This window comes from Ruegeria sp. HKCCD8929 (assembly GCF_013031405.1).
Classification (GTDB): Bacteria; Pseudomonadota; Alphaproteobacteria; order Rhodobacterales; family Rhodobacteraceae; genus Ruegeria.
In genome coordinates this window covers 327,048-353,505 of the sequence record NZ_WPZY01000001.1, presented here as the reverse complement: position 1 = coordinate 353,505, position 26,458 = coordinate 327,048, and the positions used below count along the sequence as shown (strand labels likewise).

Here is a 26,458-nt window from a genome sequence, read left to right as displayed (position 1 = left end):
AAGGTTACTCGGCAGGGCTGCCGCCCGGCTCTTCCGACTGACCGCCGCTCGCGAAGAACTCTTTCGTCAGCTTGAAGACGATCGGGCTCAGCAGTGCCAGTGCGATCAGGTTCGGGATGGCCATCATGGCGTTCAGCGTATCAGCGATATCCCAGACCACGCCCAGATCCGCTGTTGCGCCAAAATAGATCGCAACGATCCAAAGTACGCGGTAAGGGATCAGGGATTTGACGCCGAACAGAAATTCAACGCATTTTTCACCGTAGAACGACCAACCGAGAATGGTGGTGAAGGCAAAGATCGACAGGGCAATCGTGATCAGGTGTCCGCCGACATTTGGCAGCGTGGTTTCAAAGGCAAGGCGTGTCAGAGCCGCACCCGAAACACCAAGTTCGGGGTCCTGGTTGAACAGTTCTACAGATGCGTCCAGCGCACCCGAAGAGATGATTGCCAAACCGGTGATCGAGCAGACGATGATGGTGTCGATGAACGTCCCCAGCATCGCGATCAGACCTTGGTTGACCGGACCTTTGGTCTCGGCTGCGGCGTGAGCAATCGGGGCAGAACCCAGACCGGCTTCGTTCGAGAAGACACCGCGCGCCACGCCAAATCGGATCGCCAACCAAACGGCCGCGCCTGCGGCACCACCTTTTGCAGCCCACGGCGTGAAGGCATATGCGAAGACGTCGGCAATTGCAGCGCCAATCGAGCCGATGTTCAGCAACAAGACCAGCAGACCTGCAACAATATAGGCAATCGCCATGACCGGAACCAGTTTACCAGCCACCGCGCCGATGCGAGTGATACCACCCAAAATGACGGCTGCTGTCAGCGCCATCAGCACGATACCTGTAATAGATGTATTCACACCGAAGTTTTCATCCAAAACCTGTGCCACACCGTTGGCCTGCACACCGTTGCCAATACCGAAGGCCGCGATGCCGCCGAACAGGGCAAAGGCAACACCCAGCCAGGCCCATTTCGTGCCGAGGCCGTTCTTGATGTAGTACATCGGGCCGCCGACAAAGTTGCCCAACTCGTCGGTCTCACGGTATTTCACTGCACAGACAGCTTCGGCGTATTTGGTGGCCATGCCCACCAGGGCGGTCATCCACATCCAGAACAATGCGCCCGGACCGCCCAGGAAGACAGCAGTGGCCACACCGGCGATGTTGCCGGTACCGATGGTCGCCGACAGCGAAGTCATCAGCGCGTTGAACGGGCTGATCTGACCGTCGCCCTGGCCTTCACGGCCTGCAAACAACAGCTTGAAGCCTGTGCCGATGCGCAGGATCGGCATAAATTTCAGCCCCACCTGCAGGAAGAAGCCGACGCCGAGGATGAGAACCAGCATCAGCGGCCCCCACACGACGCCATTAATGGCCCCTACGATTGAATTTAACGCTTCCATGGTTTCCCTCCCAATAGCGTTAGGTTTATGCCCCGGTGGCGATAGCCCGTTGGCGGGCTTGCTTGAGGGCGGCAAAGTCTTCGTCCGCGTGGAACGACGAACGGGTCAGCGGCGTGGCTGACACGTGCAGAAAGCCCTTGGAACGCGCGATCTGTTCCAACTGGGCAAACTCTTCCGGTGACCAGAACCGGTCGATGGGGTGATGTTTCGGGGTGGGCTGCAGATACTGTCCCACGGTCAGAAAATCGACATTCGCGGCGCGCAGGTCGTCCATCACCTGACGCACGTCGTTCAGGGTCTCGCCCAGACCGACCATCAGGCCTGACTTGGTGAAGATCTCCGGCTTGACGCGCTTGGCATCATCCAGCAACCGCAGCGAGGCGTAGTAACGCGCGCCGGGACGGACAGTCGGGTATAGGTGCGGAACCGTTTCCAGATTGTGGTTGAACACATCCGGCGCGGCCTCGAACACAACATTCGCCGCGCCGCCCTTGCCCAGGAAATCCGGCGTCAGCACCTCGACGGTGGTACCGGGGTTTTGGTGGCGCACGGCGCGAATGGTCTGGGCCATATGCTCAGCTCCGCCATCGGCCAGATCGTCGCGATCCACCGACGTGATCACTACGTGGCGCAGGCCCAGCCTTTTCACCGCTGCCGCAACCCGGCCCGGCTCGAACACATCCAGAGCATCGGGCCGCCCGGTAGCGACGTTGCAGAAGGAACAGCCACGAGTGCAGATCTCGCCCATGATCATCATGGTGGCGTGACGCTTGGACCAGCATTCGCCGATATTGGGGCACGCGGCCTCTTCGCAGACGGTGGCCAGATCATGATCCCGCATCAGGCGCCGGGTTTCATAGTATTCAGCGCTCTCAATCTTCTTCTTGCGAATCCACTTCGGTTTGCGCGGGATCACGCTGTCGGCCTTTTTGGCCTTTTCCGGGTGGCGGGGGCGGAGCTGGATGGTCACTGGCTACCCTCTGGTTACGCGTGAATTGCACGGCCCATGGCGTCGAGGCAGGCCTCCTTGACCGCCTCACCCATCGCCGGATGCGCGTGACAGGTGCCTGCGACCTCGGCCACCTTGGCGCCTTTGGTCATCGCCAGCACCAACTCGGCAATCAGATCGCCACCATGCGCACCGCAGATATGGGCGCCCAGGATCGCACCATCGGGTCCGACCAGCACCTTGACGGCACCATCGGTTTCTCCGGTCGAACGCGCGCGCGAGTTAGCCATGAAAGCGAACTTGCCGACGCTGTAGTCTGCACCGGCTTCCTTCAGCGCCTCTTCGGTCTGACCGACCGAGGCGACCTCGGGGTCGGTGTAGACGACGCCCGGCACGGTGTTGTAATCCACATGGCCACCCTGCCCGGCCAGCATCTCGACACAGGCCACGCCATCTTCTTCGGCCTTGTGTGCCAGCATAGGGCCAGGAATGCAGTCGCCGATGGCATAGATGCCGGGAACCGACGTCTGGAACGCGCCATCCACCTCGATGAACCCACGTGCGTTCACTGCCACGCCGAGCGCCTCCAGACCCAGCCCGCGTATTATCGGACGGCGGCCGATGGCGATCAGCACCTTGTCAGCCTCCATCACCTCTTCCTTGTTCTTGCCGACGCGATCGAGGGTCAGGGTGAGACTGTTTTCGCCCTTATCAACAGACTTAAGCGCGCGGCCCAACTGGAACTTGAGCCCCCGCTTGCTGAGCGCCCGCTGCGCCAGCTTGGCGATCTCGCCATCAATCCCGGGCAGCGTGCGGTCGAGATATTCCACCACGGTCACTTTCGCACCCAGCCGCGCCCAAACCTGGCCCAGCTCCAGCCCAATCACACCCGCACCAACCACCACAAGATGTTCAGGCACCGTGTCCAGCACCAAGGCACCAGTCGAGCTGAGCACGTCGGCCTCGTCGATCTCGATCCCAGGTAGCGGGGTCGGCTCGGACCCCGTGGCGATCAGGATATGTTTCGCCTCGTGGACCTCATCGCCCACTTTCACCTGACCGGCAGCGGGAATGCTGGCCCAACCCTCGATCAGGTCGACACCGTTCTTCTTGAACAGGAACGCGATGCCCTTGGTCAGATCGCCCACGATCTTGTCCTTGCGCGCCATCATGGCGCCCAGATCGATGCTGGCCCCCTCGACCGCAATGCCATGGGAGGAGAGATGGGAGAGTTCGGCATATTTGGCCGAGGAGGTCAGCAAGGCTTTGGAGGGGATGCAGCCAACATTCAGACATGTACCGCCCAGTGCGCCGCGGCCTTCGACGCAGGCCACCTTCAGGCCCAGCTGCGCCGCACGGGTGGCAGCCACATAGCCGCCCGGGCCGCCACCGATCACGATAAGATCGTAAGCGCTCATCGGTTTCCCTCCCCAAAAAAACGTGTTCCAAAACAGGAATGTATGCCGTCACACGCGACGTTGCGCCTCCTATAGGAAACTTTTTCCCTATAATCAACAAAAGATATTGTTGGGAAATTTTGACTAAGTAACGCACCATAGCTAAGCTGCACGAGAAACAGGAGAAAATGCGCGGATGGAGCCGGTTCAGACAGAAGAAACAGGGATCGTCAGCGAGGCGATGGAAGCCCCGGACGGGGAAATCCTAGGGCGCATGATTCGTGATGCACGCAAAGAAAAGGGGCTGACACTGGAAGAGGCCGCCAAGGCCGCAGCCATCGGCCGGTCGACTCTTTCAAAGATCGAGAACAACCAGACCAAACCCAGCTTCGACATCATCCGGCGGTTGATGCAGACGCTGGAACTGGAAACCCCGCAACTCTTTGTTCAATCGGCCAAAAGTGACATCTCAGGACGGCGGGACTACACCCGCACCGGTGAAGGAGAGCACCAGGAAACCCGCACTTACGATCACGAGCTGCTGTGCACCGAACTGGTGAGCAAGCGAATGCTGCCATACATCAGCACGATCAAGGCCCGTGACGTGACCGAGTTCGACAATTGGGTACGCCATCGCGGCGAGGAGTTCATGTATGTGATCAGCGGCGAGGTCACGCTTTACACCGAACACTACCGCCCCCTGAAGATGAAGGCAGGCGATTCAGTATACTACGATAGCGGCATGGGGCACGGCTGCGTGTCCACCGGCAAGGAAGATGCGCGCGTGCTTTGGGTGTCGCTGGCGGACTGACCATCCTCTGAAGATCTGCTTCAACTGCTCCGGTCGCGCGGACACGGCCCAGATGCACCACCTTGAGTTGAGGCACTGGCATGCGGCGAGTCGCAGGTGGAGCAGCCGCAAAAAATCCGTTTTGCAGGGTTTTGTCCGATGCCGCGGGCCCTGTCGCGCCCCGGAATCGTGCGTGCCACAAATGAATTCGAATTTTTGAAGGCGCAATTCTTACAGAAATGTCAAAGTTGAGTCACGCGACCCAAATCTCGGCAGCTACTCACCTCAGACATCAAAAACTCAGTGCGCGCTGATGCGAACGAGGTGCCGTGACGGCCTAGCAATCAACTAACTTAACTCAGCTTGTCTCAAACTATCTGCCTGCAAATGAGAGGCAGCATAATTCTAAGAAAAATCAATACGATACCTTGCAACTCGTAATAGAATGCTCAGACACCCTAAAGCCATCTTCCAAGCGCCTTCTAAAACCAGATACGGGACTGCACAAACCTCTCCCCGCACCATCTTAGAACAAGCAAGAGATCTCCTCATGGTTGATCAATAGATTCACCCAGCAGACACATTTCAGCCTTAATTCGAACGCCAAAATAACTCATTCAGGTCAAATAAACACCGCCTTCCGGGCAATGCTGACTCGGGTAGGAGTTAATGAGTCTTTTCCGTCCGAGAGGGCGGTGTTGCCAGTTTCAACTCAACTCCTAGTTCAAAGGTTTCTAACGTGAGCACCACTCTGCAAAATGCTACGCCGGAGCATGCACATGTCTTTCTCGCAAGGGAGAGCTTTATCGGCGAACTGAAAACACTCGACAGACACTACCCAAAAACGGGCTTTGGCGTCTCGCTGCACACTCACTCGGGCGAGCACTATCTTCTGGCCAACGCAAAGATGCCGCTGCCTGGGAAAAAGTCCGACGGCTTCCCCACCGGGCGCCGGGTTGCCTGTCTTGAAAACGGCAAGCGCTTTCGATCCATCGAAGTTCTGGCAGACACACACGAGGACGAAGCATTCAACCCGCAGACCGAGGCCGAAATGCTGAGCGATGTCCTGGAACTGATCGCTCAGATCGAAGGCCCCTCGGGCCTGCCTGTGGGACGTCGGAGTACCCACCACCACGTCGCTAGCGTCGCGACAGGAACCGGAGGCTGAATATGGCGCGCAACGACCATCTGCTGTCGGTCGGGAACGAGGCGCTTGCGCCGATGACCTCGGCCATGACTGCGCTAACCACGCAGATCGACCAGTTGACCGCAGTGGCCGATGCGCGCTCTTCCGCGCGCCTTGCCACGCTCAAGACGCGCATGGAGAACTTTACCGCCAGCGTCACGCTGGTCGGTCAGGTGAAGGCCGGGAAGTCCTCGGTGGTGAACATTCTGGCCGGTCGCCCCGGCCTACTTCCCTCGGATGTGAACCCCTGGACCTCGGTCGTCACCACCCTCAACATCAATACCCGTCCCCCCGGCGATACTAAATCGCGGTTTACCTTCTTCGATCAGGAAGAATGGGACAATCTTATGGTAGGCGGCGGCCGTCTGGGAGAACTTGCCAATCGTGCGGGTGCCGATGATGAGATGGAGGATATCCGCCGTCAGATCGCGGAGATGAAGGCGAAGTCCGAGGACCGTTTGGGCAAGCATTTCGACCTGCTCCTCGGTCAGAACCATCAGTACGACTATTTTGATGAGGAACTGGTCCAGCGCTACGTGTGCCTGGGCGACGAGGACGATCCCGATATCGACCCCAAGACAGGACGTTTTGCGGATGTGACCAAATCCGCCGAGCTGTTTCTGGACATTCCGCAATACCCGGTGGCGCTGAAACTCTGCGACACGCCGGGCGTGAACGATACCTTCATGGTGCGCGAACAAATCACCCTGCGCAGCCTGCGCGGATCGGAGGTCTGTGTTGTGGTTCTGGCCGCGAGCCAGGCGCTGACCACGATGGACATGGCGCTGATGCGGATCATCTCGCAATTCGAGAACCGCCAGATCATCCTGTTCGTCAACCGCATCGACGAGCTTGCGGACCCGCTTAAGCAAGTGCCCGAGATCCGCGACCGGATCACCGAAACGCTGAAGCAGAACAATATCGGCAGCGACACGACAGTCGTGTTCGGCAGCGCCATCTGGGCCGAAGCGGCCCTGACCGGCAATCCCGACATCATGACCGAGGAATCGCGCAAGACGCTCAACACGCTTTACGTTGCCGCTGGCTTTGATCCTGGCGGTGCGTCGTTGGACAAGATCTGGGCGCTCTCGGGTATGCCGGACCTGCTTCTGGCCGTGAATCAACGGATATCGGAGGGACCCGGCGCGCGGCTCGTTGAACGTGTCCGCCATCGCGCGCGTAACGTCGCAAGCCAAATCCGTGCGACGTCGGTCGCAAAATCCCTGTCCGGGTCTGGAGAGGTTGTCCGGGATTTGGGGGGCCAGTCGCCGGAAGAGGCAATCTCAACCGTCATCTCGGAATACGAAAACAAGGCCAGCGAACTGACGACTTCGCTACGCAACAAGGTCATGCAGCGCCTTGCGGGTGCGGAAGAGAATTTTGTCAAACGCGCAACGGACTCGCTAATTGCGCATCTTGAACAATATGGCGAGCAAGGCACCTGGCAATACGATCCGGCAGGCCTGCGGACGCTTCAGAAAGCGGCCTATTTCAGCTTTGCCCGCACCATGCGCAAGGAAGCCGGCGCGCTCTACAAGGCCGCCGCTGCCGATGTCGAATCCGTCTATCACAAGCTTCTGGGCAACCATCTGGGCGAATTCACCATCGAAGCCCCGATTGTACCCCGGGTGCCGCCACCGCTTGCCATCGGGCGCACCATCGCGCTTGACCTGCAAAGCACCTGGTGGCGGCGCTGGTGGCAGCGGCGCAAGGGGTTCGAGGCATATGCGGCGGACTACACCCGTCTGATTTCGTCCGAAGCGAACTCGATCACCAAGGATATCGAAGAAAACCAGATCGCCGCGGTGCTGGAAAATGTGCGCGCCGGACTGGCTGATTTCATGCGTGAACAGAAAGAGACACTTCTGAGCATTTCGCACTCAACCGAGCAGGACCCGGAACGGCGGGCCGAACTGATGGCCGGATTGCGCCCAGAAAAATCACGCGAAGAAATTCTTGGCGACATCCTCAAAGATCTGAGCACCGAAGCAGCGTAAGAGAACATGACTACAAACAATAAAACCCGCTTCGTCACCCCCAGGCAATGGACCCGGATCGAGCAGTGGTCCCGCCGCAAGCCCGTCTTTGCCCTGATGGGCGAGTTCAGCGCTGGGAAATCGACGCTGATGAACTTTCTACTGCGGCAAAACACCTTGCCGACGCAGGTCACGGCGACACAGTTGCCTCCGGTCTGGTTCAGCTGGGGCAAACGCCCGGCATACGTGCTGCGGCCCGATGGCACGCGAAAGACGATCGGTTTGGATGAGCTGAACCAGATCGGCGTGCAAGACGCGCAGTTCATCCGCATCTATCTTGAGGCTGACATCCTCGAAGCGGTCGATCTGATCGACACGCCCGGGATCTCTGATCCCAAGATTTCGTCCGATGTTTGGCAGCGCGCTGTTGGACAGGCCAATGGGGTTCTGTGGTGCACGCATGCGACCCAGGCCTGGCGCGAGACCGAGCGCGCAACATGGGCGGCACTGCCTGAGCGGCTGCATCAGAACTCTCTGCTGCTGATCACCCGAGCCGATACTTTGGGGCCAAAAGACCGGCAGAAAGTGCTGCGGCGGGTGAACCGCGAGACCGGTCAGCTGTTCAACCGCTCAATACTGTTCTCTGCCCGCGACGCGATCACTGCCCGCGACAAGACCGGTGATGCCGAACTGTGGACACGCAGCGGCGGCGGCAAGATGGTCGACAGCTTCCTCGAGATCACCGAAAGCATCATGAATGCCCGCGCTGATCTTCTGACCCGCTACCAGATCGACAAGAGCCTGCCGTCGTCACCTGCGCGCACGGTCGAGCTGGCATCCGAGGCATCGGCAAATGTAACACCGCTAAAGCTGATGAACCCGGTGATGGACGAGGAGGCTCGCGAGGCCGGCGATGCACCCTCGACCGCTATTCCCATCCGCCCGTCACGGGTTGCAAGGCGCGCGGATGATGAGAGCATGATTGCAGACCGCACCCGGATTGATGCCGGAGAGGCGGAGAAGCTGCGCGCACAGGTCGTTCAGGATCAGTCAGACGGCACCGACGTTGCGGGTGGAGTGTCAGACGACGATCTGCGCGCGTTCTTCCGCTCGCCCGCCGCCACACCCCTGAGCATCGAGGATCTGGCCGGTGGATATGACGCCGAGCCGCAGGACGATCTGATAGACGATGACTTCGACGATGAGGAAGACCTCGAAACGCAGGACCTGCTTGCCGAGAACGAGGTCGCGTCGGAAGGGGACGACGGTGTTCTCGGTTCTCTGGCCATTCGTCTCGCCGACGAGGACAGCACCGCGCCCGAGACCCCGGAGCAAGTTGCAGAAGATGACAGAGTGGAAGATGACAAAGCCGTCTCCTCGGTAACCGCTCTGCTCGCCACCGAGACCTCGGCCGAGGCATGCGATGCAATGACGGAGCCGGAGGCGGAGCGCGTGGCTGACGAGGAAAGCGAAGCCGAGCCTCAAGGCGAGAGCGCCGAGATCCTGCCGATGCCGGATCTGAAAGCTGAGGACGACGAGCCTTCGGAAACCGATGACGTCGCTGATGAAGAAAGCGAGCCTGACCACAGCCTTGAAGCTGCAGCGGGCGCCCCGCTCAGCGCTGCATCCATGTGGCAGCAAATCATCGCCAGCGAGACTGTTCCGACAAACCCGGACGAACTGCTCAGGGTATTCCAGGCGTTCCTGGAGGAGTTCGACCAGATCGCGATCGAACATCATGCCAATCCGTTGCAGGACGGCTTGCAGGCAATCCCGAACGCCAACGCCCAACCCGGTGCCGATTGGCATGTTTTGTAACCGTACCAGAGGCCAGGCGCGGAGGGGTAAATTGCCGTTCCGCCCCTGTGCCAGTCATGCTAACTACTTGAGGCAGCGGGGATTCGATCCTCGCTGCCCGAGCTTTTACGGATGGTCAGGTTCACCCAATGTCCCTTGATTCAGCTCTGAAGACCGCGATGGAAACGATCCCCGACTGCTTTGCAGCGGGTTATATCGACATGGAGACCGGAATGCTCTTGGGGCTTCAGGGCGAGGATCCGGAATGCGAGACGGCGCTGGAAACCCTGGCAGTCGCTGTTGCGAGCCTGTTTCAGGGTCAAGGCATCCGCGCCTTCGAGGATATGCTCCGCAAAGCTGGAACCGTTTCGGACGATGCACTCGGGTTTGGCGAGATCGCCATTTTTGCAGCCGGACGGCTACACGTGTTTTTGCGAACGCAAGCTTATCCCGACCATGTGGTCTGCTACATCTGCCGCGACAGTGCAAATGCGGGTTTGGCCCTGACCAAGTCGCATATGAGCCTTCGAACGGTTGCGGCGGCGGTGTAGACAAGCGCGAGAGGGCATGAGCAGTGATTGACACCAACATATTGGATATGCTGGGCGACATCAGTCGCAGGGCAACCGCGCGGCTGTCACCGGCCAACACCTTGTCCGGCACCACGGCCAGCGAGCGCCGGGTGGAAATCTTGCGCACCATCCGGGGTACCGTCCTGCCCCGCAGGCTGGAATTCTCGTCCGAGAACGAAGACCGGTTGGTCCTCGAGGTCAGCAGCTCTCGCGTCACTGACGTGCTTGAGGCCACCCAAGGTGATGCTCCGGATTTCGACGCGGACGACCGCGAGCAAGTCACCGGGCGGCTGGCGCAACTGATCTCGAAGTTCAGCGAAACAACCGGTCCGCTTGAGGTTTTGTCACTGCATCCCGACAAATCGCCTGACGCCGACGACGTCGGCATCACGATGAGTGAGATCGAGACTGCCTGTGCCGAGATCGCCGTATCCGACACTTCCGTTATCGACGATACACCGGCCGCTGCACGGCCCGAGGACGAGGCACCGACAGTAATCCTTGAGCCCCAGAACCTGACGACGCCTCCCGCGTCGACCAAATCGCTGGCACATCTGTTTCATAAAGGGGCCGCCGCATTTGCATCAGGCAGGGTGCTGGTTCGCAATGGGAACGACACACCGGTTGATATGGCAGGCGATTGCGCCCCTGACCACCCGCTCTGCCCTGACGCGGACGTGCTGGCGCAGTTCGCCAGCGATCTCGCGGCTTGGGATACCGACAGTGCTGATGCTATCTCGCATCCGCAACTCATCGTCCTGCGACCCTCTGGCGGAAAAGCGCCGGGCATCGCGCTCTGCCGAGACGGCGAAACCACGGCTGCGGCCATACACGAAACCCGCAAGCTGGGCACTGTTGTCAGCTTGTGGAAGTCACTGACGCGGAAGGGTGGCTGAGCCGGACTTCTGACGTGCACAAGAGTTTAGTTTTTTAATTCATCACTGAAGGCAAGAAAACCCAGTTCATAAGGTAACAATATGAGTGAGACCAGTCGCCGGGAGTTAATCCGGCTTGCAGAAGAAATGATGAGCACGGCGAATGATGAAACCCGCCTGTTCATCTCGCGCATCCTGCGCGACCTCACCGGGCTGAAGCCCGGTATCGCCTTTGTCGGTCAGATCAAGGCCGGTAAATCGCGCCTTATCAATGGGTTCACTGGTCAGGCGGAGTTTCTACCGTCAGATGTAAACCCTTGGACCACCGTCATCACAGACATGCATTTCGGCCATCCCTCCGAACGCGTCAAGGGAGCCGAGTTTCACTTCTTCGACAATCAGCAATGGCAGGCGCTGATCGCTGAGGGCGAAGAACTGCGCAACATGTTCCCCGATGACGAGGACAGCTACAAGCGCGAGATGATTGAGGAGCAGGTCGAGGCGATGAAGACCCGCGCCCAGTTGCGTCTGGGCCGCAGCTACTCGGAACTGCTGGGGCAAAGCCACGATCTCGATGTGCTTACCGAGGGCGATCTGGAACGCTATGTCTGCGCCGGCGACGACCCTGCCGATCTGGCCGAGGGCGAGACGCCCACGGACCGGGGACTCTACAGCGATATCACGCGCAAGGCCGAAGTTTACTTTGAACTCGGCCACTTCCCGTTTCCGTTGACTGTCACCGACACGCCCGGCGTCAATGACCCCTTGCTGATCCGCGAGGAGATCTCGCGCCAATATCTGAAAGAGGCGGATTTCTTTGTCGTCGTTCTGTCGGCTCATCAGGCGTTGTCACGCGCGGATCTCAAGCTGTTCCGCCTGATGCAAGCGCTAGAGCTTGGTCAGATCGTGGTGTTCATTAATCGCGTCGATGAGTTGGGCCAGGGTGCCGAAGATGCCGACAAGGTGCGCGCCGACGTGCAGGACGGGCTGACCAAAGCGCTCGGCGACGCGAGTGTGGATGTCCTGATGGGCAGCGCCCAATGGGCCCACTACGCGCTTACCGGCGATGAATCTGGCGTCGATCACAATCGGGTTTTGGCCTGGCTGCGTGCACATCCCCCGCTGCTGAAACAATATCTCGAAGGCGTCGAAGAGATGAAGAAGGGGCCGGGCCCGGTCAGTCGCGAGGGTGCGCTACGCCTCGCTGCGATGATCGCCTCGGGCCTGCCGGAACTGCGCGCCCATGTCACCCGATCGCTCGCCGATGGACCCCGCCGGGAACATCTGCAGATCGCATGGCAGCATCTCAACGGGTTCGCACAGGGCGAGGTTGAACGCAGCGAGGCGCGCCTGAGGGTGCTCAAGGACGAAACACCGGATCAGGCGGAACCTGATGAGCGAAACGAAACCCTTGCGTCACTACGATCCATGATCGCCGAGAAATCGGCGGAAATAACCCAAGAACTGGACGATCAGTTTGCCATGCTGCGCGGTGTGCTGGATGACACCGTGGCCGAGATGGTAACCGCCGGGGTCCGTAATCCGGACGGCACTTCCCCGCTGCTTGCACGAGGCAACGCGACCGAATTGGACTTTACCGCCCTGCGCGAGCAGATGCGTAAGCTTATTCTGGATGCCACCCAGATCGCGCGTCAGCAGGTTCTGAACGGTCTCTATGCCATCGACATGCAAAGCAACGCCGCTCTGCAGACCCTGCCCGGCTGGAACGAAAGCGCCGACAGCCGCATGAACACAAGTGCGATCCGGTGGTTCCGCCCCGATACCACGGCACTGACTCGCGGTATCACGGTTGAGCTGCGAATCTCCTGGCTGTCACGACTGTTTTCCCGGTCCAGTTTCGTAACCCGGGCAGAAACACTGATCACGCAGGAATTCGAGATGATCGGGGACGATCTGGTCGATACTGCCCGCACCGATCTGCAGGATCGGATAGATACCGTTCTGGAACATCACCTTGCGTTGCTGGCCGGGCACCTAGAACATGTCGACGCCGAGGGTGACGAAACGACCTGCGCGCGGTCCGAGGCGCAAAGAGCGTTTGACCGGGCCCGCAAAATCGCCGATGAACTCGACGCGGTATTCCGCCCGGATCGGGCCATTGACATACAACCGGAGGCGGCAGAGTGATCGAATTCCCCGGAACCGAACAATACATACAGCAATATGAACGCTTTCTCGCCGTGACGCGAAAAGCTGGTGCATCTGCTGAGTTAGACGCGCTGCGCGACCGCGCCAAAGCGCATGTCGAACGCCTGTCCAGCGCCGTTGCGATCGGTTTTGCCGGAGAATTCGGAGCGGGAAAGTCAAGCCTTGCAAACATGCTGGCCGGGGCAGACATCCTGCCAACGGGTCCGCAGCACCTGCAACTTCCGCTTGTGATCGTCAATTACTCGGATGAACCGCAAACAACGGTCGGATGGTGGAAAAAACCGCAAAAGATCTATGCGGGCGTCGCGCTGGAAAAGGCTGCGGTCGACGAGCCTGACTTTATCTCGGTCGGGCTCCCCTCCCCGGCGCTGCGCGAAATATCTCTGTTCGACCTTCCGGGCTCTGGCGCTTTGGATGATACCTATAAACAGACCCTTGAACTGCTGAACCTTGTCGATTGCGCAATCTGGTGCACCAACGGCACCAATGCGTGGCGCGAAACAGAAAGGCACCTGTGGTCGCAAGTCCCTGCTGAGCTGCGCGAAAACAGCCTGCTGGCCGTGACCCATTCCGACCTGCCGCCTGTGCGGGATGCGATTGACAGGGTTCTGGCGCGGCTGGAAAAAGAAAACAAAGGTATGTTCGACGCGATTGTCCCGATCGGCACGCCCATTGCCGTTCAGGCCATGTCGCAGGAACCCGAGCCCAATTTCGACCTCTGGGAATCCTGTGGTGGCCAAGCTCTGGCCGAAGAAGTTCTGCGCGTCGCCTCGGTTCGGAGGCAGCGGGATATCGATGCCGCCCGCAAGGATTGGCAGTCTTTGTTCCTTCCTGCGCTGGAACAGATCGAAGCGGCGGCAAAGCCGGTCGAACCCGCCGTGCCCTACGACTCCGGGGACGCACTGCAGGACAGCATTGCGGCGACACTTCCCCCGCTGTCCAACCCGATACTGGAGGAATGGCTGACCGGCGTTGCCCGAATCTACGACGATCTGCGCGCAACCTCGGATATCGATCCGGCAACCTTCCTGCAAAGCTGTCAGGAGATCGTCGAGGAGTTCGCCGAAAGATTGGAAAACGGCAGCGAAATCGATCCGGCGGCGGACTGGATTCCGGCCGAGTTCGAAAAGGCCACGGACCTGCTGCTGCTGCTGCAATTCGAGACCGGAAATGCGCCGCTGAGAGACGCCGTCAGCATCCTTGCGCAGCTCAGCGACAACCTCGCCTGGGCCGGCAGTTCCGTCGTCGAATCACAAACTCGGACAGGTACCTGATCGAATCCCGCTCAGATTGAGTAACCCCTTCGCGATTCGAACATGCGGGAACCGGCTCGCCGCAGCCCTGTTAGCGCGCTCGAAGCCCTGATTCTCTTGCTTTTCGGCACGTAGAATTTTTAAAGACAACCCCTCATCTACCGCATTTCTGCACCGCATACACAAGAGCTGGTTTTTTTGTGACGTACAACCATAGCGAAGTCATGAGTTGGTCCCAATTTAGTCGCAATTAATAAGTCTAAACGTCACTCAAGTATCCTGCGGTTGTTTTGTTTGGTGTGAGTGTGCGGGCCCCGGGCCTGGTTTCCATCCGCAGAAACAGGAATCACAGGCAGGACGAAATGGGCCACAATCAGGCTGTCGGACACACTCACGACGACACACAGATCGAAGCACTGCAACCGGGAGCGAAGCTCCTGCGCGGACAGTATGAGATTCTACGTTTCCTGAACAATGGCGGCTTCGGCATCACGTATCTTGCGCGTGACAGTCTGAACCGTGACGTGGTCATCAAGGAATGTTTCCCCGCCGCCCTCTGCCGCCGGGTCGGCGACGCGGTCAAAGCGGCCGATCCCGCCTATCGCGATGACCTACGCTCGATCATCGACATGTTCATTCAGGAGGCCCGCAATCACGCGCGCCTGGTCCACCCCAACATCGTCGACGTGCATCAGGTGTTCGAGGACAATCAGACAGCCTATATCGCGATGGATTTCATCCGCGGATGCGATCTGCTGGATTTCGTGCAGGACCCGGATCAGGAGCCTTCGCCTGACTTCGTGGTCCAGGTCACCGAAAAGATGCTTTCGGCGGTCGCGTTCATCCACGAAAGCGGCATGCTGCATCGTGATATCTCGCCTGACAACATCCTGATCGATGAAAACCAGGAACCCGTCCTGATCGATTTTGGCGCCGCACGGGAACAAGCAGCCAACCGCACGGCGGCGCTGCTAACCCTGCGGGTAATCAAAGACGGCTACTCGCCGCATGAATTCTATGTGCGCGGTGCTGAGCAAGGCCCCAGCAGCGACCTCTATGTGCTGGCAGCAACGCTCTATCATGCAATCAGCGGCGAGCGTCCGATTGACGGTCAAACCCGCCTCAACGCGTTCAACAACAGCCAGCCCGATCCTTACACGCCACTGTCCAGCCGGTTCGACGGCTATCCCGAGGGCTTTCTGGAGGCCATCGACAAAGCGATGGAAATCCACGCGACCGATCGTCAGCAATCGGCACTGGAATGGCTCCGGATGTTCCGTGGTCCGCGTGTTGTCTTTGACAATTTCGGCTATCGCCCCGTCTCGGTGATCGTGGCCGTTAACCGCGAAGAAGAGGAGGAGCTGAGCGAGGCGGAAAAGGAACGTATCAAGGCCGAGACCGAGAATGCCGAGGCGGTTGTCACTGCGCTATTGGCCGGAAATTCGGACCTAGCTATTGGCCCCGAAAATCACGACGTCCAGCCCGCCGTTCAAGACGAACCGGTTGCCGTCGACAAGGTCATCCGCCGCTCGGACTCTGGCGGCGGCGGAAAGCTGATCACTGTTGCCGCGGTTGCCGTCATCGCTGCCGTCGCAGGTGGATATTTTGTGCTGTCCGGTAACGAAGACGCACCTACCGAAGTTGCTCCGGTTGCCGAGGCGCCAACAGCGATCACCGAAAATAGAAACCCCATCGTCGCTGCAACTGAGAATACCGACGAAGTTGCCGTAGCAACTGAACCCGAGACTGTACCGCAAGAAGCCGTCGAGCAGCCCGCGCCGCAAAGAAGCGCGGAACCCGAGGCCGTCACCGCAGCACAAAAGCCGGCAACCGAAGAACCGGTTGCTGCGGAGGACGCGCTGGCAAAGCCCGTGGCAGCGGCACAAGCAGACGCCCTCCAAGCCGCGGCAGCCCCGGCAAAGCCGGTCAAACTTCTTGAACAGCAAGTCTCGTTTGCGCACTGGGACGTTGAGATTCCCTTTGGCACCAGCCAGCGCCGCCAGTCCACGGCACATGTGATCGCGGTAACCAGCGTCGATCCCGCCGAGGACATGTCGGTGATTGGCGACTGGGTACAGCGCGGGGACCTGATCTATACCCTCAACGGCGAACCGATCCGCGGTGGAATGTCCTTTGCCGCGCAGATTCTCGACAATTTCGAAGTTGACCCCGACGGCTATATCCGTGTCGTCGCCCGCTATCGTCCCCTAGGTAAAACGCGCGTGTCCAATGGTCTCCTGGCTCTGCCTGCAGTGCGGATTTTCGGGCTGGAGAATGGCCTTGCACTTTCGGCGCGCAATCAGGGCGACGATCGCTGGGAAACGGCGGTGACCGGGGTCGGAGCCAACGCCACCGGTACCCTGCGCCAGGGCGACGTGCTGCTGCGCGAAGAAATCACGGGTCAGGCCATCAGCAGCCCGGAAAGCCTGGACAAGGTGCTTGAGGCACTGGTGGCGGACAATCAACCCGAAGCCCGTCTGACCGTGCTGCGCAACGGCGCAGAAAACAGCGCGGTGATGCGGCTCGCCGAGGAGTGAACAAACAGTCTGCCAAAGCGTGTTTGTCTGCGGGCAAGGCTAACAAGTCGCCCTGGCGGGGAGCGGCCCCGCCGCAGAAGGTCAACGGTTCTATTGGTTTCCAGATACATGTGCCCCGCCCGGTCTCCGGGCTGGCCGGGGAAGTTTTAACCCGACGGAACGCAGGTTTCGTCCTCACAGATACGGAAGGTGTCGCGCCATGTTCAAATACAAAAGCCCACTCAGCCGGCTTCTCGAAGGTGCTGGCAAGTCCAAGGAAAACACCGAGGAAGAGGTCGCAGCACCCGAGGCTGAAACCGCCGAGCCCATCGCGGACCTGAATGCGCTGCGACTGGCGCTGTCTGGCGATAACACGGCACCTGAGTCCTACGACGACGCCGAAGAACTGATGCCCGAGGCGAAAATGCCGGAATTCGAAAGCGATGAGGTTGTCGAAGCGCCTACCGAGGAAACCGCTGCCGCACCGGTGGAAGATGCGCCTGCGGCTAAGTCGGTGCAGGACGAAGCACCAGATCAGGTCGTGACGCTGCGGCTCACCCCCGCACTGAGTGTTTCGGAAACGCCGGAACCTGTGGCCGAAGCCGCTGTGGCGCTGATTGAAGAGATGGTCGAGCCGGAAACTGCTCCCGAAGAGCCGGTTGAGGTTGGCCAAACAACAAAGGCCCCGGCCGAACCAGCAGCCGAAGCACCTGCGGCAACCCCAGCGCCGAACCGTCGAGACCGCGTCAAGACCACGTTCCTGGGTTTTGAGCGTCCGGATACGCACGTTCAGGACCTGATGGAAACCGCTCCGGCAGCCAAACCCGCCGCCGCACAGGCCAGTTTCCCGGTTGGTTGGCTGGTGATCACCAATGGCCCCGGCTGCGGGACTGCCATCACTCTGACCGCGGGTTTGATGCAGATTGGCCGTAACGACGATCAGGCCATTCAGCTGGATTTCGGAGACCACGGCATTTCGCGCAGTAATCACGCGGTAGTCGCTTACGACCACGAAGACCGAAAATGTTATCTGGGTCATGGCGGCAAGGCCAACCTGGTCCGCCTGAACGGTGGCCCGGTGCTGAGTACCGTAGCGCTTTCTAGCGGGGACAGCATTCGGATCAGCGAAACCACAATGCGGTTTGTCGCGTTCTGCGACGACGGCTTTGACTGGCAGGACGGCTAACGGATGTTGGCCTCACCAGCATATGACATCGCCCTTTTGGCAGAGTTGGGGCAGCGCGACGCGCAGGAGGATTCCATCGCCGCGCGCTTTCTTGACGCTGCCAATGCGGGCTACGTGGTGGTCGCCGACGGTATGGGCGGACACGACGCGGGTGATGTGGCGGCAGAGTTCGTCACATCGTCCTGGCGGTCGATGCTTGACGAATTGCTTGAGCGCGTTGCACCCGCTGATATCGACTTGATCGACGCCCTCCCCATGGCGGCCATGCAGGCAAATGCAGCAATCGCCAATTATGTCGAGGATCGCGGCAACGCTGTTCTCATGGGCGCGACGTTGTTGGGTACGCTGATGCTGGGCGATCGCCTGTTCTGGATCTCGATCGGTGACTCACCGCTTTACCTGTTCCGCAATGGGAAGCTGGTTCAGATCAACGAAGACCATTCGATGGCGCCCCTCATCGACGCGCAAGCCGCCAACGGCCAGATCAGCGCGGATGAGGCACAATCCCATCCGGACCGGAACCAGTTGACCTCGGTCATCATGGGGGCGCCCATCCCCAAGGTGGACTGTCCGGAAACACCGCTAAAGCTGGCCCGCGGCGACGTGCTGCTGATTGCAAGCGACGGGTTGCAGTACCTGGACGATGAAAGAATTCAGGCAGTTCTACAGGATCATGCCGACGCGGCGGCACAGGATATCGCCGACGGTCTGCTACAGGCGCTGTGTGCCGTAGATCACCCCGATCAAGACAATATCTCGGTCGCCGTCGTGAGACCGGTCAACATTTAAGTCCCAGGGAACGAGCACCAAAGATGAAAACAGGAAACATGAGGAAATATCTGATCGCTTCCAGCCTGGCGCTGGCCGCCGCAGCCGGATCCGCCGCCGCGCAAGAGGCTTGCGCGCCGTATGTCATTCAGCGTGGCGACAGCCTGCGTGAACTGGCCACCAAGGTTTACGGCACCTCCGACTATCGCCTGATCTATGACGCCAACCGCGACGTGATCGGGAAGAACCCGAACATCATTCACGTGGGCGCAACGCTGCAACTGCCCTGCGCCCCCGGTGCCGAGGTCACGACGCCCCCTGCCACCGAAGCCGAGGCGATGGCCGCCGAGATGGCCAAAGAGCTGATCAAAGCCGCAGAGGAGCGTGCCGAAAAGGCGATCGCCGACGCCGAAGCCCGTGTTGCAGCAGCGAAAGCCGAAGCGGTGAAGGCAAGCGACGCAGCCGTGCTGGCGGCAAAAGCCGAAGCAAAAAAGGGAATCGAGGCGGCCCGCGCAGAGGGTGCCGCTCTGATCCGCGAAGCGGCCGTCAAAGAGCGTCCGGAAGTCCGCGACCGGCAAATATTGCTCATCACCGGCGGGGACTATGCGCCCTTCACTGACGAAGACCTGCCCAACCGGGGGCTCTACACCAAGCTAGTCGAAACCGCCTTTTTGCGCGCCGCACCCGAGCAGGCCTACAAGATCCAATTCGTCAACGACTGGAGCTCGCATCTGGACCTGCTGATGCCGACCCTTGCCTTTGACGGCACCTTCCCATGGTCTCGCCCGAATTGCGAAGAAGCAGAGGCCCTGTCGCCGAGTGATCGCAGCCGGTGCGAAACCTACAATTTCTCAAACCCGTTCTACGAAGTTGTGGACACATTCTTTGCCAAGGACGGCTCCGGCTATGAGACAACCCTGACCTACGCGGACTTCGCCGGCGCCACAATCTGCCGCCCCGAAGGATGGTCACTGTCTCACATGGATGCGGTCGGGCTTTATGAGCCCGCGATCAAGCTCTACCGCCCGGTCTCGCCGGATGACTGCTTTACCGCGGTTATGGACGGCACTGCCGACATCGTCGCCATCGAAGCGCACCTGGCCGTCGAAGCCGTCGGGCGGCTGGGCTACGAACACCAAATCATCGAAAACCCTAATCTTGCGGCGATCAAGTCGCTCAATGTCATGACACATGTCGACAACCCCGATGGCAAGGCGATCCTCGAGACGCTGAACGAAGGGCTGGCGATCATGCAGCAATCGGGGGAGTGGCGCGACATCGTCTCCACCGCCCTGCGTCATCAAATGGAAAATGGCTGAGGCCGGCAAAGGCCTGAAACTCAAAGAATCTGGAGGAAACGGAAATGTTTGAACTCAACGTCAAGAAAGTCGCAATGTCGGCCGTTGCCGTCACCGTGCTCACCGCCGGGGCCGCTGCGGCTCAGGAGGCTTGTACCAACTACACGGTTTCGGATGGTGACACTCTGGCCACCATCGCAATCGCGGCCTACGGCACCTCGAACTACCAGCCGATCTTCAACGCGAACCGCAACACCATCACCAACCCGAACGCGCTGGAAGAGGGTCTGGTGCTGGCCCTGCCCTGTGAGGATGGCAGCCTGCCGAACGGCCAGACCGCCCAGGAAATCATCGCCGCCGAAGAAGCGCGCGCCGCCAGCGTCAAACGGTCGAGCGTTTATGAGCCGCCGATCAAGCTGGTTACCGGCAACGGCTGGGCACCCTTTGCCGACGAAACACTGAATGGCGGCGGTTTCATTACCCGTCTCGGCACCACCGCGTTGCAGCGGGGCGGCAACGCCCGCGACTATTCGGTCAGCTTCGTGGACGACTGGAACTCGCACTTGGAAACCCTGTTGCCGCTGGGTGCGTTCGACGTGTCGATGGCCTGGAACATGCCCGACTGCACCAACCGCAGCTACGAATGGTCATGGGAAACCGAGGTGCGCTGCACCCAGTTCGACTCGTCGGTTCCGGTCTATGACGTTGTGATCGGCTTCTACAGTCTGCCGGAAAGTGACTATGCCGGTGCGACGACATTGGGCGATCTGAAAGGCTCGACGATCTGCCGGATGGACGGCTGGTTCATCCATGACCTCGAGGCCGCCGGCCTGCGGGCGCCCGATGCGACTCTGATGCAGCCCATCACTGCGCGCGAGTGCCTGGATGCGGTTCTGACCGGTGTCGCGGATGTCGCCACCTTCGAAGTCCAGCTTTTCGCCGACACCAAAAGCGAAATGGGCCTGACCGAAAAGGACATTGTCGAAAACCCGTTTGTTACCACCCTGTCCTCGCTGCGCTTCATCAGCCACCGCAGCAACCCCTTCGGCAAGCAGTATCTTGCGATGCTGAACCGCGGAATGAACGAGATGCGTGAATCGGGCGAATGGTACGCCATCGTTTCGGACACTCTGCGTGAGCATAACGAAAAGCTGATGGCAGCATCCAACTGATCGCCTGAGAGCAAATCCACTCCTACGCATAAAGGGCCGGTCAATTGACCGGCCCTTTATGTTTTTTGGCAATTTGGTACGGGCTTAACCCCCGATTTATCCAGAAAAAATCAAAATAATCTCAAAACTACGGGAATCCCCTAATTTCCATGATCGCCACAGATGGTAAGTTCAAATCAAGAATTCTCCCGGTCCGGCGTAGCCGAACCACTCACTCAGAAAGGGACTGGCATTGGGGTGTCAGTCCCTTTTGCTTTCAGCCATCAGATTTGCCTGTTAGGAGCGCGTTTCGGTCAGCGCATGACGAACGGATCGGGGACAGGATCATCGCTGGTGCGCAGCCACACCGCCTTGACCTTGGTATAGTCCAGCGCCGCCTGCAGCCCGCCCTCGCGCCCATGGCCAGACAAGCCGTGGCCGCCGAAGGGCACAATGGGGCTGACGGCGCGATAGGTGTTGACCCAGACGATGCCCGAACGGATGCCCCGGATCATGCGATGCGCGCGGGTCAGGTCGCGGGTGAAGAGGCCCGAGGCCAGGCCGAATTCAGTATTGTTGGCGATCTCGAGCGCCTCAGCCTCGGTGTCGAAGCCGAGCACCGACAGGACGGGACCGAAGAACTCATTGGTAACGCAAGGCGCGTCCGGCGCGCCGGAGCAGTCGATGATGGTTGGCGGAAAATAGAACCCGTCGCGGTCCAATGCCGTGCCGCCGGTGATGAGGCGGGCGCCCTGTGCGATCGAAGCGTCGATCAGGCTCAGCGCATTCTCGCGCTGGCGTTGGGTGCAAAGCGGGCCTACCTCGGTTTCCATATCCTGCGGCGCGCCCATCACCACGTTCTCGGCCTTGACCTTTAGGCGGGATAGAAATTCCTCCTTGATCGTATTCTGCACCACCAGCCGCGACCCGGCCACGCAGCTTTGCCCGGTGGCCGCGAAAATGCCTGAGACCTGCGCGTTTACCGCGCTGTCCAGATCGGCATCCTCAAACACGATGAAGGGAGACTTGCCGCCCAGTTCCAACGAGGTCGAGGCCAGGTTCTCGGCCGAGTTCCGTACGATATGCCGCGCGGTCGCAGGGCCACCGGTAAAGGCCACATGCGCCACCTTGGGATGGCTGGTCAGGACCGAACCGCATTCGGGTCCGAACCCGGTGATGACGTCGAGCACCCCCGGCGGGAATCCGACCTGATCGAAGATGCGGGCAAATTCCAGCATCGGCGCAGGCCCGTCCTCGCTGGCCTTCAGCACCACCGTGCACCCCGCCGCCAGTGCCGGACCAATCTTGACCGCCGAAAGGAACAGCTGCGAGTTCCATGGCACGACAGCGGCCACGACCCCGATGGGCTCACGCCGCAACCAGACCTCCATATCGGGCTTGTCGATGGGCAGATGCGCGCCCTCGATCTTGTCGGCCAGCCCTGCGTAGTAACGGTAATACTCGGCCACATAGGCGATCTGAGCGCTGGTCTCGCGGATAATCTTTCCGGTGTCGCGGGTTTCCAACTCGGCCAGACGAGAGGCGTTCTCAGCGACTAGATCGGCCAAGCGCAACAGCAGCTTGCCGCGCTGCGATGCAGTCATACCCGCCCATTCGGGCGCGTGGAACGCACGCTCTGCCGCCTCAACCGCCCGGCTCACATCCCCGGCCCGCGCCTCGGGCATCAGCGCCCAGGGCTTGCCGGTGGCCGGATCGAGGCTTTCGAACTGTGCCGCCCCATCCGAAAACGCGCCGTCGATATATTGCTGGAACTGTTGCATCGTCTGTCCCTATTGAAAGGCCGGCATCACATCGCTGATGAACCGCTCAAGCGAGGCTTTCTTGCGCTCGAAACTCATGCTGGAATCGATCCAGAACGAATACTCATCGTAACCCAGCGCTTCATACCCCTTGAGCCGCGCAATCACTGCCTCCGGCTCACCGATCACCAGATCGCGCTCCATCGCCTGCGGAGAATAGAACGGATGGGCGGCGATTTCATCGTCGGTGAGCGGGGCGATCAGGCCCTGATTGATATCGCGCTTGTTCATGAACCAGGCGCCGAAATAGCAATAGAAGCGGTTCAACTCCTCCGCGCCGCGTTTCACGTCCTCGGCGTCGCTGGCCACGTAAGTGTGCTGCAATAGCATGATCTTCGGGCGGAGGACGCCCGGAAATTTCTCGCACGCGGCGTTGAACTTACTCATGAGATCGGCGATTTCCTCATCCCCTTTCCACAGCGGCGTGACCTGCACATGGCAGCCGTTCGATACCGCGAATTCGTGGCTGTTCGGGTCACGCGCCGCGATCCAGATCGGCGGGCCATCCTGCTGCACCGGTTGTGGGGCCGAGGTGGTTTTCGGGAACTGATGGAACTCGCCCTCATGGGCGTAATCACCCTTCCACAGCCCCTGAACCGCAGGCACCAGTTCCCGCATCCGCTGCCCGGCCTCCCACGCATCCATCCCCGGCATCATGCGCTGGTATTCAAACGAATAAGCTCCCCGCGCGATGCCCAGATCCAGACGGCCGTCGGTAAGGATATCGGTCATCGCCGCTTCTCCTGCCAGCCGGATCGGATGCCAGAACGGCGCCACAACAGTGCCGGTGCCCAGACGCACATTCTCGGTCTGCCGGGCCAGATCCACCAGGTTCAGAAACGGGTTCGGCGCGATAGTGAAGTTCATGCCGTGATGCTCACCGGTCCAGACCGCATGCATCCCGCCCCGGTCGGCGATTTTGCACAGCTCGACAAACTCGTCATAAAGCTGCTTCTGATCCTCGTCCGGAGAGATCCGCTCCATATGCGCAAAGAGGGAAAATTTCATGGTTTCTGCTCGCTCCCAGAAACGATCGGGCGGACCTCGCCGCTGATCTGATTGCCGTAATACACCCCGAAATTTCCCATGCTTGCCTCGGCCGAGAACCGCTCCAGCATGGTGCACATGGCCGGATCGGCTATGTCCATCAGCGTGGTCTCGGACAGCTCGGTGAAGACCCCGCGCAAGGGCGTGCCCTCGGCGGCCTGACACAGGAACGAGATGTGCTGGTTTTCGCGCGCTTCATCTTCGTAAACGGAGTAAATGAACCCCGGCTGGGCTGTAACGCCGCTGTCGGCGATCAGCCGGGACAACGCCGCCGAGGCGCCGTCCTTGCCCACACGGGTTTCCGGCAGAGTCAGCCCGCCCTGCCCGTCATCCATCAACAATACCCGGCCCTCATGCTCGATGAGCGCCGAAACCACAAGGTTGGTGCTCTGACTCAGCGCCTCGGCCTCGGCGGCCGGGGTGACGTAGGCGCCCCGGGCATAGCCCAGCCCGGGGGCGGTGGACGTGTCAAAGGCCTCGACCTTGCCGATCAGGATCAGATGATCGCCCGCCTGGACCGTGTTGAACATCGAACAGTCAAACCAGGCCGAAACGCCGTCGAACAGGGGTGAGCCATGGGGACCACGGCGCCAATCCACCGCAGCGAACCGATCCTCGACCGGGCGGGCGAAGGTGTTAGAGACATCCTTTTGCCCCTCGGACAGGATGTTGACGGCAAATCCTACAGTCCCGGCAAAGGCGTCGTAATTGCGCGAGGTATTAGCAAGGCACACCAGCACCAGCGGCGGGTCCAGCGAAACCGAAGTAAAGGAGTTAGCGGTAAAGCCCAGCGGATTGCCCTGCGCGTCATGGGTCGTTACCACGGTCACACCGGTCATGAAGGTACCGAACGCGTTGCGCAGGGCGCGAGGGTCGAAATCGCTCATGCCGTCTCCTTTCGGGTTGCCGGGGTTTGCAGCCAGTCCCTGAGCGCCGCGTTAACCGCCTGCGGGTCGGTCAGGTTGACCATGTGGCGGTGCCCTTGCAACACGACCGCCCGGCCATTCCGGGCCGTCTCCGCAATCGTTCGGGCCATCTCCGGGGTCGAGTTCAGGTCGTCCTCACCGGTCAGCGCCAAAAGCGGGCAGGCGATATCGGCAAACCCATCGGCATAAGTCGCATCCCCCTTGGCAAAGGCGGAATAGGCCGCAGCATAACCCGCCGGATCAACGTGGGACAGCCACGCAGCGACCTGCTGCCGGGCCGCCCGGTCGACGGAGCTATCGCCGAACCAGCGGTTGAGCGGCGTCTCCAGATCGAACGCGCCCTCGCGGATCTCGGCCGCGCGCGCCTCAACCGCCGCGCGGGCCTGCGCCGTGCGCCGATAGACACCGTTGAGCAGCGCCACGCGGGTCACCTTTTCGGGATGCATCACCGTATACCCGCCCGAGATCAATGCGCCCATGGAATGCCCGGCCAGATTGACCGCGCTCAAATCCATCGCCGTGAGAACCGCATGCAGCCAAGCCACGTAGTCCGGCAACTCCGCCTCATCCGGCAGCCGATCGCTGCCGCCATGGCCCAGCATGTCCAGCGCGATCACGCGATGGGTCCGGGACAGGGCTTCGATCTGTGGCCTCCACGCAGCGGACTGCATGCCGACCCCGTGGATCAAGACGAGCGGCTCTCCCTGCCCCGCCTCGCGAAAGGCGACGGTGCCATAGGGATCAGACAGCTGCAGGGTTGTCGACGTCATGACCCAGTTCCTTGAGGTCCTGATACCGGTCTCCGATCCGGTGATGCGGGCGGCCTCCGATCGACGCGCCAAGCGCCACTACGATCTCGTCCGGCCCCGGCGCATCGGCGACAGACAGCTGAATGGTCAGGTAGTGACTGCGCCGACCGCCATCATTCTTGTCCATCAGCGGGATCAGCAGCGGCGCGTTCGCGGGCCCACGCGTGTTGCAGAAAGCCAGATAGGATTTTGCCCCCACCGCTTCACGGTAATGATTGCCGAAGCGCAGGGTGTGGATCAGGGCCGAGGCATGTTCGACCTCGCCATTCACCCCCACTATCGCGGATTTGCCGTAACCTTCGACCTTGTCGCCGCCCCCGGTGGCCTCAAGGATCATGCCTGTGAGCAGTTCCCCCAACCCCGGCGCCCAATCGTGGATTTCGGGCTTCAGATCCTCGACAAAACCACGCCCGGCCCATGGGTTCCGGATCACCGCGACGGCGGCAATCATCTTCAGCGGCACCGGCGCGGCCTTGCCCCCTTCGATCAGGGTGGTTTCGACATGCAAAAGCGTCTTGCGGATTTCGGCGGGCATCGGACACCTTTTTCAGCCAGCGATTCT

21 protein-coding genes are annotated in these 26,458 nt (G+C 60.3%); 13 read left to right on the top strand and 8 right to left on the bottom strand.

Annotated features, from left to right (window positions below; translation table 11 throughout):
* Window positions 1-4 precede the first annotated feature (4 nt).
* From GOX53_RS01610 to lpdA, 3 genes are read right to left on the bottom strand one after another with little or no spacing between them, the layout of a single operon-like run.
* Window positions 5-1,411, bottom strand: coding sequence for a sodium:alanine symporter family protein (locus GOX53_RS01610; protein WP_171173233.1), 1,407 nt, complete (start codon window positions 1,409-1,411; stop codon window positions 5-7).
* A gap of 25 nt (window positions 1,412-1,436) precedes the next feature.
* Window positions 1,437-2,381 carry a lipoyl synthase gene (lipA, locus tag GOX53_RS01605; protein WP_171173232.1) on the bottom strand — a complete coding sequence of 315 codons (945 nt, stop codon included), beginning with the start codon at window positions 2,379-2,381 and terminating at the stop codon, window positions 1,437-1,439.
* 14 nt (window positions 2,382-2,395) lie between these two features.
* On the bottom strand, window positions 2,396-3,778 hold the full coding sequence (gene lpdA / locus GOX53_RS01600; RefSeq protein ID WP_171173231.1) for a dihydrolipoyl dehydrogenase: 1,383 nt from the start codon (window positions 3,776-3,778) through the stop codon (window positions 2,396-2,398).
* 175 nt (window positions 3,779-3,953) lie between these two features.
* On the opposite strand from lpdA, the gene GOX53_RS01595 reads away from it, so the two are divergent.
* The 13 genes from GOX53_RS01595 to GOX53_RS01535 all read left to right on the top strand — a co-directional run bounded on the left by GOX53_RS01595 (window position 3,954) and on the right by GOX53_RS01535 (window position 21,315).
* Window positions 3,954-4,568, top strand: coding sequence for a helix-turn-helix domain-containing protein (locus tag GOX53_RS01595; protein WP_171173230.1), 615 nt, complete (start codon window positions 3,954-3,956; stop codon window positions 4,566-4,568).
* Between the two features lie 718 nt (window positions 4,569-5,286).
* The gene (locus GOX53_RS01590) at window positions 5,287-5,715 is read left to right on the top strand and encodes a hypothetical protein (protein WP_171173229.1); all 429 of its coding nucleotides are present in this window, start codon (window positions 5,287-5,289) and stop codon (window positions 5,713-5,715) included.
* Window positions 5,716-5,717: 2 nt separating this feature from the next.
* Window positions 5,718-7,730 carry a dynamin family protein gene (locus tag GOX53_RS01585; RefSeq protein ID WP_171173228.1) on the top strand — a complete coding sequence of 671 codons (2,013 nt, stop codon included), beginning with the start codon at window positions 5,718-5,720 and terminating at the stop codon, window positions 7,728-7,730.
* A gap of 6 nt (window positions 7,731-7,736) precedes the next feature.
* A complete protein-coding gene (locus GOX53_RS01580; RefSeq protein WP_171173227.1) occupies window positions 7,737-9,527 on the top strand; it encodes a dynamin family protein in 1,791 nt (596 codons plus the stop codon).
* Between the two features lie 128 nt (window positions 9,528-9,655).
* Window positions 9,656-10,057, top strand: a complete 402-nt coding sequence (locus tag GOX53_RS01575; RefSeq protein WP_171173226.1) for a hypothetical protein — start codon at window positions 9,656-9,658, stop codon at window positions 10,055-10,057.
* A 23-nt stretch (window positions 10,058-10,080) separates the two neighbouring features.
* Window positions 10,081-10,974 (top strand): hypothetical protein, encoded by an 894-nt coding sequence (locus GOX53_RS01570; protein ID WP_171173225.1) that lies wholly within the window; start codon window positions 10,081-10,083, stop codon window positions 10,972-10,974.
* Between the two features lie 129 nt (window positions 10,975-11,103).
* Window positions 11,104-13,101: a dynamin family protein gene (locus GOX53_RS01565; protein WP_254446416.1), complete on the top strand. Its 1,998-nt coding sequence runs from the start codon at window positions 11,104-11,106 to the stop codon at window positions 13,099-13,101.
* The gene (locus GOX53_RS01560) at window positions 13,098-14,396 is read left to right on the top strand and encodes a dynamin family protein (protein ID WP_171173223.1); all 1,299 of its coding nucleotides are present in this window, start codon (window positions 13,098-13,100) and stop codon (window positions 14,394-14,396) included. The genes GOX53_RS01565 and GOX53_RS01560 overlap by 4 nt, the downstream gene beginning before the upstream one ends.
* 341 nt (window positions 14,397-14,737) lie before the next feature.
* Window positions 14,738-16,912: a serine/threonine-protein kinase gene (locus tag GOX53_RS01555; RefSeq protein ID WP_171173222.1), complete on the top strand. Its 2,175-nt coding sequence runs from the start codon at window positions 14,738-14,740 to the stop codon at window positions 16,910-16,912.
* 199 nt (window positions 16,913-17,111) lie between these two features.
* Entirely contained in the window at window positions 17,112-18,077 is a 966-nt protein-coding gene (locus GOX53_RS01550) for an FHA domain-containing protein (protein WP_171173221.1), read from the top strand.
* 3 nt (window positions 18,078-18,080) lie between these two features.
* Window positions 18,081-18,866, top strand: a complete 786-nt coding sequence (locus tag GOX53_RS01545; protein WP_171173220.1) for a PP2C family serine/threonine-protein phosphatase — start codon at window positions 18,081-18,083, stop codon at window positions 18,864-18,866.
* A 38-nt stretch (window positions 18,867-18,904) separates the two neighbouring features.
* Window positions 18,905-20,164 carry a transporter substrate-binding domain-containing protein gene (locus GOX53_RS01540; RefSeq protein WP_171173219.1) on the top strand — a complete coding sequence of 420 codons (1,260 nt, stop codon included), beginning with the start codon at window positions 18,905-18,907 and terminating at the stop codon, window positions 20,162-20,164.
* 44 nt (window positions 20,165-20,208) lie between these two features.
* A complete protein-coding gene (locus GOX53_RS01535) occupies window positions 20,209-21,315 on the top strand; it encodes a transporter substrate-binding domain-containing protein (protein ID WP_171173218.1) in 1,107 nt (368 codons plus the stop codon).
* A gap of 293 nt (window positions 21,316-21,608) precedes the next feature.
* On the opposite strand, the gene GOX53_RS01530 is transcribed toward GOX53_RS01535, so the two are convergent.
* The 5 genes from GOX53_RS01530 to GOX53_RS01510 are packed head-to-tail and all read right to left on the bottom strand — an operon-like array spanning window position 21,609 to window position 26,431.
* Window positions 21,609-23,075, bottom strand: coding sequence for an aldehyde dehydrogenase (locus GOX53_RS01530; protein WP_171173217.1), 1,467 nt, complete (start codon window positions 23,073-23,075; stop codon window positions 21,609-21,611).
* 9 nt (window positions 23,076-23,084) lie between these two features.
* On the bottom strand, window positions 23,085-24,122 hold the full coding sequence (locus GOX53_RS01525) for an LLM class flavin-dependent oxidoreductase (RefSeq protein WP_171173216.1): 1,038 nt from the start codon (window positions 24,120-24,122) through the stop codon (window positions 23,085-23,087).
* Window positions 24,119-25,048 (bottom strand): flavin reductase, encoded by a 930-nt coding sequence (locus tag GOX53_RS30215; protein ID WP_171173215.1) that lies wholly within the window; start codon window positions 25,046-25,048, stop codon window positions 24,119-24,121. The genes GOX53_RS01525 and GOX53_RS30215 overlap by 4 nt, the downstream gene beginning before the upstream one ends.
* Complete coding sequence (locus GOX53_RS01515; RefSeq protein WP_171173214.1) at window positions 25,045-25,857, bottom strand: alpha/beta fold hydrolase; 813 nt, start codon at window positions 25,855-25,857, stop codon at window positions 25,045-25,047. The genes GOX53_RS30215 and GOX53_RS01515 overlap by 4 nt, the downstream gene beginning before the upstream one ends.
* Window positions 25,829-26,431 carry an amino acid synthesis family protein gene (locus tag GOX53_RS01510; protein ID WP_171173213.1) on the bottom strand — a complete coding sequence of 201 codons (603 nt, stop codon included), beginning with the start codon at window positions 26,429-26,431 and terminating at the stop codon, window positions 25,829-25,831. The genes GOX53_RS01515 and GOX53_RS01510 overlap by 29 nt, the downstream gene beginning before the upstream one ends.
* Between the last annotated feature and the right edge of the window lie 27 nt (window positions 26,432-26,458).